This is a genomic window from Treponema phagedenis (assembly GCF_008153345.1).
GTDB classification, from domain to species: Bacteria; Spirochaetota; Spirochaetia; order Treponematales; family Treponemataceae; genus Treponema; species Treponema phagedenis.
The window spans coordinates 1,174,311-1,187,103 of the sequence record NZ_CP042818.1 but is presented as its reverse complement, the minus strand read 5'-3'; the positions used below and the strand labels follow the sequence as shown (position 1 = coordinate 1,187,103).

Here is a 12,793-nt window from a genome sequence, read left to right as displayed (position 1 = left end):
AATATCGCAGCAAATGCAAAACCGAATAAAAGAAATAATACAAAACATCTACCGACAATCATCCAATCCCTTCCTTTTTTCGCAAAAAACCTAAAATATAGGTATACGATCGGATAACAATATACGTCCCCGTTTGTGCAAAGCCATCCTGTTCAAATACGCGCATACTTTTATTGTCTGCCGAAATAACAATTGCCACGTGCCCGTATTTATTCCCTTTTGTCGGCATAAAAACTGCAACGTCCCCTGCTTGCGGCTTTCCTTTTGTACGCGATATTCGCTCGAAATACTTCATCTCTAGCGGCAGCTTTTCATATTTTGTATATAACTCGCTTGCGCCGATTACTCCGCCTGTGTGTGGGATTTTAAGCACGTCCTTACAGTACTGCCGGAAAAGGTCAACGCACTGTGCGCCGTAATGCCCGTCATAGTCTACTTTTTTCCCGAGATATTTTTTTACAAACTCATCTAAGCTCATTTACTCCCCCTTCACTTCCTTTGACACTGACATTTTTCAATTTTGATAAGTATTTTTTATTTTTTTCGATTGGATATGAGATACTGTTTTCTATGTATTCATCTGTTTTAAAATATCGCTTTGACATTTCATACATGCGGATTTTTTCTTCAATGTGTTTTATGAAAAGGCCAATAACTTCGTCCTCCCATTCTGATATAAGCTGCTCTAGGGGCTTTTTTATCTCCGCCCATTCAGGGTATTTTTCCCCACACGAAACTTTTGATATACGCAATAAAAATGTTGAGTAGGCATCTCTAATATCTTTGAGGATATCGTTTAGATACGCCCTGCGCTCATCGCCGCTTAACTTCTCCCGCATGTTGTTGTAGTCAAGCCGCTCGTTCAATTCATCTTTAATAATGTTGATTGTAGATATTGACGGGAAAGGGCAATGGATAAACGGTTCAAATATTGTCGTTATCTTTTCATCCATACGCCGCACCGATCGCCGCAAATCGGCGGTTAAGTGTGCATCAATATCCATGCTTTTTTTAAAAAGACTTTTCCGCAATTCTTCGTCGTGCATCACCATTGCCGTTTTCCGCTCCGCCTCTTTTTCTTTTAACTCAATATCTTGTTTTATGTCCTCTATTTTCTCGTCCATCTTCCCGATAGAAAGGCTTTTATCGCCCATCCCAAAGCGGATGCCCTTCATCATAATCACGATAAAAATAAGGAAGGCTATAACTAAAATAACGCCCCACCCGATAGGCGGTATCCCCGCTGCTTTTTCCATGTAACACCTCCTAAAATCAAAAAAAAATAAAAAAAGGCTGTGAACTTACTTACAAGGGCATACTATCCCCGTCAATCTAAAAAGGGTGCTCTGTATCCCTTAAAATTAGATTTTGTAAATAAATTCACAGCCTTCTTTTAAAAGTGCCGCTTTCACCTATCCGTTTTACCCGCTGCGTTCTTAAAGCACGAACCATACAACGGCAGACAGCTAAAATTGTAAAATATCAGTTATTGATACTCTTGTATCAACCGCCGGCAGTATAACTGTTTTTTTTATTTTTTGCAAGTATAAAAATATTAGTGCTTATTTTTTTTCTCCGTACATTTGCTTGTATTTTTCGGCAAGCTGCATTTCGTAAATTATCGGCACCTTCTTTTTTCCGCTTGCTTTGTATTCTTTTTCTACCGCTGCAACAGCAGCATCCCATTCTTTTTCTTTGCCGTTTTGTTTTGCGATTATTGCGTTCATTTCATCAGTTCCCCACCGCGTCCAACCGCCCCTGCAATGCGGATGAATAGCACCGACCACTAAGGTTTTGTTTTTTGCATCAGGTTCTTTCCCCTCCCAAATTGCAACACTCGCATACGGGTCTTTTATTTTATCACTTGCAAGCGGAACATCTGACCACAGGGCTATTACGCCGTTAAACTTTTTACAGGTTTCGCAACAGTTCGCCATTTCGAAACGCTTAAAATATATTTTTCCGCCTTCAGCATTGCCGCTTTGCTTCGCCTCCTGCACCTCATTAAGAACCCGCGCGAGGTTTGCCGTGTTTACCGTTTCGGTATCAACTATTCTTTTCCAGCTGCGATTTTCTTGTGCAAATTTATTATACAGCTCCTGCGATATCTCCGACTTTGATTTTCGCCCTCTAATTCCGTCAAGCAATGTTTCTTTAATCCCATTTTTTATCTCATCATTTGCCCTCGTGATTAAATGAGTAGCATAGTCTTCGCATACTTGATAGCGGGCTTTTTCCGCTCGTGATAATGGCTCTCCTAAAACGCTTTCGAGGTTGCGATAATCTTCGCGTATCCACTCAAATGTTTTTCCTTTGTATTTTAATTCACCGATTGACAGCTTCTCCATATCTTTAACGGATGAAAGCTTTGCTATTCTTTTTAAGAGTTTTTCTGTGGTAACCGCATCAAGCGTTATTTTTTTGGCTGCCTCTTTTGTGTTCATATTGAGCACGTTTTCAATTGCCTTAATGAGTGCGTCAAAATCCTTTTTTTTAAGCGGCTCCCCCGTTTCAGGGTTAAATATGATTTTTCCGTTATAACGTAATTTTGTATTTTTAAGATTAAAAAACCTTATTAAAAAGCTTCTCAAGTTTTCAATTGTACTTGAAAAAAGAGCCTTACGCACGATTTCAATATTCATAATCGGCAAACCTAAAACAGAGGCAATATCTTCATAGAGTGATTGAAGAATGAGCGGGTATAAATTATACCAATACTCGGCAAGCTCCTGCTTAATCGGAAAAATATGCTTTTCCCCGCTTTCGCTTGGCTCTTTATCAATACCTATCGGTATATCAAGCTGTTTTGATACGGCTCTAATTGCTTTTAAAAACTTTTCTTGACTGTTTGCCGGTGTGGGATTTTTTATTTCTAAAATAATATCAGGATATGACTTGTTTTTTTCCGCTGTCTGTGGTACAATATCCTCGGTTGTAGGACGTGATACGTTGGGGTAAGGCGGCAGGAATAAGCTTTGGTTGATAGCTTCACCGCCATTGTGGGTAGTCTTTCTTTGAAAGATAGTTTCAGGACGAAAGTCTCTGGCAGCCACTCCGCCGCCCGTAACACTCGAGGGGCTATCTCTGTGAAGCAATATAGAGATAGCTTTTTTTATTACTGAATTGATTTTTTTATCTGAATGTGATATACTACTTTCAGTTGTAGGACGTGATGTATTCACGCTTGCCGTGTTGGATAATGACGACTCGAACTTACGGAGATACGCTTCACTATCTCTATGTAAGGCCTGCCCCTGCAAAGGGTTGATGTGGCACGTGCCGCCGTCCATGGCATGATTATTATTTGAACCGTCTCTGTGAAGTATTTTGGAGACGGCTTTTTTTATTACTGAAATATATTTTTTAGCATCTGATTTGAATTTTGAAACAATAACACTGATTGCTTCTTCTTTTCCGTTTATGTTTGCCCTTCCGATAATTTCATAATAGACAAGGTCTTTTTCAACCCGTACTGAATGGCAAACCCCCTTATTTTCGCCTTCCAATATTTCTTTGGCAAAAGGGAGCAAGCTTACACGTTCCGCAGTCTTATCTTTTCCTCTCGGCTTATTTCCACCTTTAAGACTTATATGCTTAAAGCTGATATTACCAAAGCTTATCTTAGTATAATTCAATGCGGGACATTTTCTTTTTTCAGGGTTACGCTGCCAATCTTTCTGCCACTCTTTGATAAATTTATTTCCTATTTTTTTTGCATTTTCAGGTATAACCGCAAGCGGCTTGGCTGTGCAAACCTCAACCTTTGCCCGTGCGGTTTTGCGGTCGGTTTCGTATGTATACACCCATTGCCCGTTTTTAAACTCTTTTTTAATGTACTTATGGGTTTTTGCCTTTTCCAACAGTTCTCCGTTTAACTCACAGGGCACATTAAGGAAGGCGGAAAGCACCCGCACAAGGTTTTTTAGTTTTTCTTTTTTGTTTTCTTCGGTTATGCCGCTAATTGCAATTTCTATATTTTTTATTTTCATTTTTCTCCTCGTTTTATTCTCATCATGTATACTTTTTTATACTTTGTTCTCGTAAAAATTGATTTCCGGATATTGCCATAATAAAAGCTTTTTCTTTAGCTTATACACTTCCGTCTTAACACCCTTCACATCCTCGACTATTTCTCCCCCGCCTTTTGTTGTGTAGCGAAAATCGGCGACATAATGGACTGCCCTTCCGCCTTTTTCCGTTGCAGGGATAATTAAGAATTTAGGTTGTAATTCAAGGTTTTTTATCACGCCTGATTTTTCTAAAAGTCTTAACTCCTTGTATCGTAACATTTCCGCCTTGCTTGCAAAAACTATGCCGTCTGCCGTGCGCTGCTCTTTAGGGGCTGTTTTATATTTATGCCAATGACTATAGCTCACCTCTTCCCCTGCCTCCGTATCGCCTCAATGAGCTGTTCTTTTTCTGCCGGATTGTTGTCAATTAAAACGGCTGAATTACATTTTAATGAGCATGTTGTTCGCAAATTAAAAGCATGGTCTATAATGCCTATCCCGTACTTTTTTATGTTTAGTTTTGTTTTTGGTATTCTGTGCGCCATCTGTCCTGTTGTCCAATCTATTTTTTTACCGCAAACGGTACATTTAAAACCGTCTCGATTAAATACGTATAGGCGTGTTTTTCTCATAGAGTCTTTCATGCACCTACCTCGTCTCGTTCTTTTTTACCATTTACCAACCAATAATCAACATCGTAAACAGGGATGCCGACTTTCAATGCGGTCGAAGCCTCAATGTTCGCTCCCTTTGATTTTTCCCAGCCGCCTAAAAGAGCTACTCCATCACATCCTAACAATTGCATTAAATCAAAGCGCATCTTTTCATCGTAAGTTGCCCCTTCGGTAAATTCAAAATCGGCGGGATTGATAACCGTATAGCCGCTTTCCGTTAGCTTCCTTTCTGCTGCTTTAAACTGTGTTTTATAATCCGGAACATTCGTTATTCCGCCCGAAATATAGAGTTTCATGCACGCTCCTCGCTTAATTCTTTTTCGAAGATTAATTCTGATTGCCCTATGCTGCTATCTTCTTTTTTTGCCTCTTGCCCCTTATCAAGGCTAATAGGATAGTTTGCGGTTAAAACCTCTATTTTTTGATTTTTTTTGTTTCCGTTTTGTGTCATTGTGTTTACCATTTTAAATTCGATTTGATACCATTTATTATTTTTTGTGTATTCGGATAGCTTCTTATTTCTAAAAGAACTAAGCAAGAATTTCCCCTGTATATTTTGCAGCATTCCTAAAAGGTTATCAAAATCTTGTTGCGTATAACCGTCATAATGTCCTTGATCTGTACCTACATAGGGCGGGTCAATATAGTGGAATGTATCGGCTGTATCGCGGGAAGCAATAACCTTTAAGGCATCGCAATTTTCAATTTGCAGCATTCTAATTCTATTTGATATTTTATCCGTAAACTCATCTATTTTATTTACAATCGTCTTTGTTATACTCTCATTCTTTTTTGCATATGCGAAACCACTATTAAGACAATTTCCAAATGACATATTAGCTTGCACCCATACAGCCCATGCTCTTTTTACCGTATCAAACATGTCAGGGTTTTCGTAAATTATTTTGGCATGTCGGTGCATTTCACGGCTATGCAGCGTTTTCATAATTTCTTTTTGGAGTGCAGGGAAGTCTTCTTGTACAACGTGGTAAAAGTTGATGATTTCCGCATTTGTATCGTTGATGACTTCAGCTTGTGAGGGTTCTTTCGCGAACAGAACAGCAGCACCTCCGCAGAAGGGTTCGCAGTAGATTTTATGTTCAGGAATAAGTGATACAATCTTTTTTGCAAGCTGCTGTTTGCCGCCGTAATAGCTTAATGGTGGTCTCATGCCGATAGTACCTCTTTCTTAATAAAAAATGAGCGTAAATAATCCATGCCCTTTTGGAAAACTTCTGTTACAAGTGATATTTTTGTTTCGCCCTTTGCATTCCTCCAGCTACTTTCCCGCACTCTAAAATAGCCCCGATTGATATATTCTTGGTATGGGATATTATCTGCATTGAGGACTTTTGCATTCCGCAGCATTTTAAAAGCGGTATTGCGCCCGAACGGTAGGTGTAAGACCTTTACCGCTTCCGCCATACTGATAGCCCCTTTGCTTGAGGTGAGGGCATCGGCAAGCTCTACTCTTGGTTTTTGCGCTTCGATTGTTTTTTCCGCTATGGTTAATCTTTCATTTAATGAATTGATTGTGTTTTGGGAAACCTGCAAGGCTCTTGCCATTATCATCTCGGGAGTGTTCCACGCTTCCTCAACCTTAATAAGATATTGCCTTATTTTCCGCCCCTGCTCATTGTTTTCTACCATCGCCAATTCTTTGGCGGCTTGGACGGTTAGTAAATAATCTTTTTTGTTTTGCCCGCCGTGAATCTCGCTTTCCTGATTTGGAAAGCAAGTTTTATAGTCTTTTCCCTCAATCAAGCTGTATTTCTCAATACGCTCTTTTATCCATGCCGCAAAAATTTTCCCAACTTGTAATTGCATATGCAGCTCCCGCGCATTTACATATTGCCGGTTTTCTACGGTATCAATTTTCAATATTTCATTTTGCTCAAACTCTGTTCCGGCGTTTTCAACCTTACTTTGAAATGTAAGGTTAGGCGGTACAGATGTCGTCGTCGTTTTATTTTTTGTTATCTCGTTCATCTTTTTTTTCTCCCGTTAAAAAACGCCTTTCAGAAAAACATCTTGCGTAAAAGGAGTAAAAAAAACGCACGTGCTTTCTGAAAGGCAATGAGTATCAGTTTTTTTTTTGATTATGAAACCGTAAATATAAATATATGCCGAGAGCAATAAACCCAAATGCGGCAACAACAATAACGCCATTAAACTGAATAAAGCCCGTTATAATCAAAGTTATGAGTCCTACTGCAAGGGGAATTAATGCAGCTTTTCGTTTTGCCTTCACGCTGTCATAAACAGCTAATCCTCCTCCTGTTAAAACAATAGCTGCCCCGACACAATCAATCGGAACGGTTTGTCCGTAATTCATAAATAATACGCCTGCCAAAACAAGGCCTACAATTAAAATAAAAATTCGTGTAATTTTCATATTGTTCCTCCCATCCATAATTTTAACTCCTTTATATTGCTATGCGTATTGCTTCTCTTTTAATGCCGAAAGATTTTGATAGATTATTCCATTGTTTATTTTCATTGTTGTTTTTATCTCCTCCATGCGGCGCATCCTGTTCCGCTTGTTCGATTTCCGAATTGGCTTGCTGCCCATCGTTATCGCCTTCATTTTGTTCATCATCACCTTCGTTATGTTCTTCATCATCGATTATACCGCCCATGCCGCCGAACATACCGCCTGCATCTTGCTGCTTTTCTGATTGAAGAATCTGTACAACTTGCGGATTAAGCGGTACGGTAGACCATGACTCATTAAATGGTTCTAAGCCTTTTTCAATGCGCTTTTCATCGATTGTTTTAAACGTTTCTACCTCGCTTCTATCAATTTCTAAGACAAGGCGGGAATCGCTTTTTTCGTAACCGACAAACTCAAATTCATAATCGGGGTTCTTTTCCTGCAAGATTTTATTAAGGTGCTTTTGTAAGAAGCTGAGCATGTCTCCAAGCACAAGACTTTTACTTGCCTCGAGTTTAGGGCTTACATCGGCTCCGATAAGCGGTGCTGACTTTTGGGAGTGAAGCCCTAGGTCTTCCATACTGAAGCCGAAAAGCCCGACAATGCCGGAAAGCTGCAAGTCAAACCATGATTGAAACTCCATATCCTTATTGCTGCCTTGTAAGTTTATCCACTCAAAGCGTCGATTGCTTTCGCCGCCTGCGCTTTTACCGCTCGGGATAATCGGCACCCGCCACTGGCTGGACGGTGCGCCCGACATAAGATTGACAATGTAGTCTTCAATCTCTTCAACCTCATCGAGATCGGCATCGCCGTTAAGCAAGAGCATTCCTCTCGGCAATTTGTTTTCGACAAAGAAACCTGCGTTAAACATGAAAGTATTTATCGAGGAGGTGATTAAATCGATTGCTTGTTCCACAATTGAATATCCGTATCCGGAACGCTCAACATCGGTTCTCGGGTTCATGCAAGTGAATATAAAATCGCTTCGGCTGTAAAACGCATACGGAATATTGTTAATAACCTGCACGTATTTTATGCCGGTTTCTTCTTCGCTTTGCGGTAATGACATTTCAATCGTTGCGGGGTCTACTGCCCAAAAGGCTCCGAGTTCTCCCGAGCGTGTCCGCTGTAATTCGGTTGATATTTGGTCAAGCTGGCAGATGTCCCGGATTATTTTGGAGGCGTACGCATCCAAATCATCTTCGCGGTTATTGTCTTGAATATCTCCTGTCTTAAGCATAAAATCGGCAAGCACTTCGGCGGTTTTCCGCTCTCTTTCATTCATACCTTCTTTTTTGTCTTTCGCGCTTTTTGCAATAATTCTAAACCCGCGCGTGTTTTCATCGGTAGACACTTTTAAGAAGGGGCGCACTTTTCTAATGAGGTTACTAATACAAAGATTAAGAACCCATGCCTTCTCTGATACTCGGCGCAAAATGCGGTAGGATATTTGCCTGCCGTAATACGGGGATAGAGTCCGCACTCTTCCCCATGCGTTCGTATTCATTTGTAACGGGTCGTAAAAAAGCGACTGCAAGCCTTTTTGTTTGTCTACTGTGCCGAAGAGGGCACTCTGCTGTGAAAATGCCGTACGGCGAGCAACTTGTTTTCGCACCATTTTATCAACGTCGATTTCTTCAGTTCTTATTTGATTTGGCGCAACAGCCTTTTCTACAACCTGCACTTCATTTGAAGCAAGCCCGGTGTTTACTGCTTTTTTAATCTTGTCTTTCCGTTTGTTCTTTTTATTCTGTTTTCTCATGACGTATTTTCCTCCCCCTCATCTCATCATGGTTATTTTATCTTTTTATCAATTTGCGCAAGGGTCTTTCCTCTAGTCCGCCTGCTTGAGCTTTTTTTTGTTTCTTTTTTTCCGGCTTCATTCCGTTGTTTTACCTGTTGATAAAAGCCTGTTGTCGCCTGCGCCGTATTCCCAATAATCGCATGATTGGCAAGGGCAAACGCCCAAAAGCTGTCGGCGTGTCCGTCTTTATCCCGCGTTGAATCATAGCGGAAGCTCCCGCCTGCACTCGGTATTCTTTTAATTGAGTGAATTTGCTTGCGAAATTTTTGGTCGTTGGGCAATAAAAATTCCCTTTTTTCCAAACCGGTACGGACACCCATCGCAAGCACTTCTTTTGCCGGTGTCGTAAAATCAATACCTTCAAGTTTTGATTCTCCAAATTCTTTTTGCAATGTTTCTGTTGTGTCTAAGCCTTGCCCTGTGCGGTCAATGCAGCCGCGTACAACAGGTAACTGCCTCATTATCTTTCTGATTTCATCGCGCTGATATTCAAATTTTTTATTTTTCATTTCTATTTCCGCAACGCATTTTTTTTTCCCGTCAACCACGCCCAAAACATAAATAACGGCGGCGTCCCGATAACGGGCTACGTCATAGCCTAAATAAAGGGCTCCATGTTCTTCGCGAGAATAACCTGCACAAAGCTCATCGCTTGTACGAAAGATTTTTATTTCAAGGTCTTTTTCATCCTCAATGTCTGCGTCTTCAATATTGCCGCCTCTAATTTCTTCAGTGCGGTCTTCCGCTCTCATACCCGGCGTGTTTGCATAGATTAAATCAAGGGTAATAAAACTCAACGCTGAATCAATAAAGGTGCATTCAAATTCTTGTTGGAAGTCTTCTAAAAGCATTGCCTCGAAGGCTTCAATAACAGGAGGCGTTCCATAGCGATACACCCGCTCTTCTGTATCCATTGCGGGAGCGTTGCGCACCGCCTCTTCAACGTTTGTACAGAGTGCTGCAGAAAACCACCAGGGAATAGTGTAGCGGTTATAGGTTCTGTATTTTTTCTTGTCGACAAACACATCGTAGAACCGCCCGATTTTACCAAGAGGAGTGGAGCCTATTTCCACGCACCCGCCGCGCGCTGTTACAGGGATGCCTGCCGTGTAAATAACTTCCGCCTTGTTCTCAGGGTATATAGCCATCTCATCAAAGACTATATCGCCTCCGCGCCCTCTCGGCGGACGGCACGCTATTGAAATAAGGCGGCTTACTGTTTTACCGCTTTTGTCGTAAAACTCCATTGCAGTTTTTGTACAGGAGCGCAGTTTCTTTTTTGCCTTCGGATGAATGGATGCATAAAACTCTTGTGCGTATTGTATTTTTTCTTTTGCGTCTTCTTCGTTATAACTTACAAACTGCCTTACGTATTTTGTGCGGTTACCATCCATCGCTTTTACCAAGCCTTTAAGGGCGGTGATAAATGAAAACCCAGTACGGCGGCTTTTTAAAACAATACTATGCCGCTGTGCATCCATTAAAAACCGCTCTTGCCAAAAGTCCAGGTCAATCGGTTTTTCATCTACTTTTATAAAGGCGTCTGTATAGTTAAGCCGCTCATCCGGTGTAAACAATGCCCCCATTTTTATACCTCCGCCGCCTGCAATTGTGCGGCACAAAACAGAAAAAAGAGGGTAAAAAACGGCAAAAATATAGGCGAATATAGGCGTAAATAGGCTCTTTTCATCATTTTAAAACTCCTCGCTGCCCTCATTGCTCAGCTCGAGAAAGTCGGCCGATTCGCTTATTGCGCGCTTTTTATTACGTGCGGAAACTTTTAACGCCAAGCCCTCTTTGATAATCTCCGCAACAAACTCAATATTATCCCCTTCATCGCCTTGCTCTCGCTCAAAAAGCTTTTCACGGATGCGAATAATATCCGCCATTGCTTTATCCCGATCGGCGAAAATATACACCCATGTATTGTTGCCGCCCTTAAGGTCCAGTCCGTCAATTACCTGCCGCTGCTGCGGGGTAAGGTCTTGTAAATCTTTCAGCTCTTCAATTTCAATTATTTTTTCGATACCCTCTTTGGTTATAATTGTCTTTTGTTCTTTCTTTACATAATCAGCTAAGTCATAATGAATACGCCTTTTTTTTAGTTCGAGTATTTTATAATATTCTTCATCGAGGTCTTTTTTTATGTTGGTGTCTAATACATACCGGATTGCCTTTGCAACAGTATCTTTTTTGCGCAAGCGATAGCCTTCACTCGTTGGGCTTTTATAACCCGCCAGCTCTGCAGCGCGGGCTTGCACCATAAAGGCATCGCTTCCGGGATAGGTATACCAGAACACAAACCGCTTTTCTTTTTCGGTTATTTTTGCATCGCCGACATCAAACGTTTCCATACTGATAAGCACGTCGTTTTTCGAAAGCGATGCTTCTTTTTTTACGCTCTTTTTTGCGGCGCTTGTTTTTGCAGCGGTTGTCTTTTTTAGTTTTTCTTTCGGCTTTTTTTCAGGTGGAGTTTCTTTTTCTTTTTTCATGCTTGCGCCTCCGCTGTCGGTATTGTTTTTGCTGCAACTTCACAAGGACATTCATGCAGTTCATATCCTTGAATAAATCGCCCGCGCTCATTGACTAGCGTTTTTAATTCGGCGTTTACGATGAGAATAGTGTTATCTTTTGAGGCAATATATTTGACAGGCTTCTTGCATGAAGGGCAGACAATCATTTATTCACCTCCTTGCAAGTGGAGGTCTTTTTCTTTTGTTGAGATTGTACTTTTTTTATTATTTCATTTTTTGGAATACGTGAAACCGTGCGGCAATATTCAATATTTCCTTTTTGAAAATAAAAGATGAGTTCCCCGTAAAAGCTCTCTTTACAAAGGGAGTCAATAAAGTCGTGGATTTCAGATTCGCATTTGGCGTTTTTGGCGTGTTGTAAATTTGAACAGTGTTCTTGTTTCTCCCCCAGCATACTTCCCAAAAAATGAACAAACCTTGTCCTTATTAAAAAAAGACAAGACGCTTAAGAATGTTCATTGAGGGCACGGCTAGGTTACTCTCAAGAATTTAAATAATACTTTTTATAGTATAGACAAATTAAAAATAATTGCAAGCGGATGAAATGTAAATAGCATTAGTTATAATTATATTGACAAAATTTATCACTGGGCATTAAAACCTTGCTACTTTCCGCTTTTTACTCTGTTGCAATGTTTGCAAAGCATTTGGCAATTTTCTGAAATGGTTTTACCACCACTGCTCCATGGCGTAATGTGGTCAGCTTCCATTTCGTGCAGTTCAAAATGTTGGTTACAGGCAGAGCAAGTCCCTTGCTGTCGCTCATAGGCTTCTCGTTTCATATTGTCGCTAAAGATGCGAATACTTAGGTGCTTTTCTTTGCCGTCAATTAAGTACTCGTATATTCCGGTCTTTGATGTAACATCTTGCCTCCTTCTCCTACATTAAAACTTCCTCAATGCGGTTTTTAAAACGCAGCAAATCATTTTCTGATAGCATTTCAGCTCCTCGTTTAATTTCTTCAAAATTACTGCAATCGCTTAAGTTGCAAGTTGAGGTGATTCCCTTCCCTGTTTGTTTTTTAGAAAAGATATTTGCGCCGTATTCTAATCCGCCATTTAAAAACTTAGTTATTAATTCAAGAGATATTGAAAGTCCATCTTCTTTTTTTTGTAAGGGAATACTTAAATATTCCTTTGTTTTTCCCACGGCTTCTTCAAAAGAATTGCTGTAAAAATACTCTCCCATAAGTCCGTGATTACTCGTAAAACCAAGGTACTCCGTTTTAAAAATATATCCGCCATGTTCTTTGATAATCGCATCCAATCCCGACTCATCATTTGCCGCGATTAAATCGTCAATCTTTTTTGTTAAATCCATTTTCATTCCTCCTA

The 12,793-nt window shown here is 40.4% G+C and carries 15 protein-coding genes; all 15 read right to left on the bottom strand.

The window, feature by feature from the left end:
• Positions 1–58: 58 nt before the first annotated feature.
• The 15 genes from FUT79_RS05175 to FUT79_RS05105 all read right to left on the bottom strand — a co-directional run bounded on the left by FUT79_RS05175 (position 59) and on the right by FUT79_RS05105 (position 12,785).
• Positions 59–478, bottom strand: a complete 420-nt coding sequence (locus FUT79_RS05175; protein WP_148889360.1) for a CHAP domain-containing protein — start codon at positions 476–478, stop codon at positions 59–61.
• Entirely contained in the window at positions 465–1,256 is a 792-nt protein-coding gene (locus tag FUT79_RS05170; RefSeq protein WP_148889358.1) for a hypothetical protein, read from the bottom strand. The genes FUT79_RS05175 and FUT79_RS05170 overlap by 14 nt, the downstream gene beginning before the upstream one ends.
• Before the next feature lie 306 nt (positions 1,257–1,562).
• Positions 1,563–3,989: a hypothetical protein gene (locus FUT79_RS05165; RefSeq protein WP_148889357.1), complete on the bottom strand. Its 2,427-nt coding sequence runs from the start codon at positions 3,987–3,989 to the stop codon at positions 1,563–1,565.
• A 36-nt stretch (positions 3,990–4,025) separates the two neighbouring features.
• Positions 4,026–4,376: a DUF1064 domain-containing protein gene (locus FUT79_RS05160; protein WP_215905093.1), complete on the bottom strand. Its 351-nt coding sequence runs from the start codon at positions 4,374–4,376 to the stop codon at positions 4,026–4,028.
• Complete coding sequence (locus FUT79_RS05155; protein ID WP_024751714.1) at positions 4,373–4,654, bottom strand: HNH endonuclease; 282 nt, start codon at positions 4,652–4,654, stop codon at positions 4,373–4,375. The genes FUT79_RS05160 and FUT79_RS05155 overlap by 4 nt, the downstream gene beginning before the upstream one ends.
• The gene (locus tag FUT79_RS05150) at positions 4,651–4,980 is read right to left on the bottom strand and encodes a DUF4406 domain-containing protein (RefSeq protein WP_024751735.1); all 330 of its coding nucleotides are present in this window, start codon (positions 4,978–4,980) and stop codon (positions 4,651–4,653) included. The genes FUT79_RS05155 and FUT79_RS05150 overlap by 4 nt, the downstream gene beginning before the upstream one ends.
• Positions 4,977–5,855: a DNA adenine methylase gene (locus FUT79_RS05145; protein ID WP_148889355.1), complete on the bottom strand. Its 879-nt coding sequence runs from the start codon at positions 5,853–5,855 to the stop codon at positions 4,977–4,979. Before FUT79_RS05145 ends, FUT79_RS05150 begins: the two co-directional genes overlap by 4 nt.
• On the bottom strand, positions 5,852–6,673 hold the full coding sequence (locus FUT79_RS05140; protein ID WP_148889353.1) for an antA/AntB antirepressor family protein: 822 nt from the start codon (positions 6,671–6,673) through the stop codon (positions 5,852–5,854). Before FUT79_RS05140 ends, FUT79_RS05145 begins: the two co-directional genes overlap by 4 nt.
• Before the next feature lie 94 nt (positions 6,674–6,767).
• The gene (locus FUT79_RS05135; protein ID WP_024751710.1) at positions 6,768–7,079 is read right to left on the bottom strand and encodes a hypothetical protein; all 312 of its coding nucleotides are present in this window, start codon (positions 7,077–7,079) and stop codon (positions 6,768–6,770) included.
• Positions 7,080–7,110: 31 nt separating this feature from the next.
• Positions 7,111–8,883, bottom strand: coding sequence for a phage portal family protein (locus FUT79_RS05130; protein ID WP_148884116.1), 1,773 nt, complete (start codon positions 8,881–8,883; stop codon positions 7,111–7,113).
• A 32-nt stretch (positions 8,884–8,915) separates the two neighbouring features.
• Positions 8,916–10,511 (bottom strand): phage terminase large subunit family protein, encoded by a 1,596-nt coding sequence (locus FUT79_RS05125; protein WP_148884117.1) that lies wholly within the window; start codon positions 10,509–10,511, stop codon positions 8,916–8,918.
• Between the two features lie 108 nt (positions 10,512–10,619).
• Positions 10,620–11,417 carry a hypothetical protein gene (locus FUT79_RS05120; RefSeq protein ID WP_148884482.1) on the bottom strand — a complete coding sequence of 266 codons (798 nt, stop codon included), beginning with the start codon at positions 11,415–11,417 and terminating at the stop codon, positions 10,620–10,622.
• Positions 11,414–11,605: a hypothetical protein gene (locus tag FUT79_RS05115; protein ID WP_148889351.1), complete on the bottom strand. Its 192-nt coding sequence runs from the start codon at positions 11,603–11,605 to the stop codon at positions 11,414–11,416. Before FUT79_RS05115 ends, FUT79_RS05120 begins: the two co-directional genes overlap by 4 nt.
• 459 nt (positions 11,606–12,064) lie before the next feature.
• Positions 12,065–12,169, bottom strand: coding sequence for an HNH endonuclease (locus FUT79_RS15880; RefSeq protein WP_425329147.1), 105 nt, complete (start codon positions 12,167–12,169; stop codon positions 12,065–12,067).
• A gap of 169 nt (positions 12,170–12,338) precedes the next feature.
• Complete coding sequence (locus tag FUT79_RS05105) at positions 12,339–12,785, bottom strand: hypothetical protein (RefSeq protein WP_148883997.1); 447 nt, start codon at positions 12,783–12,785, stop codon at positions 12,339–12,341.
• Between the last annotated feature and the right edge of the window lie 8 nt (positions 12,786–12,793).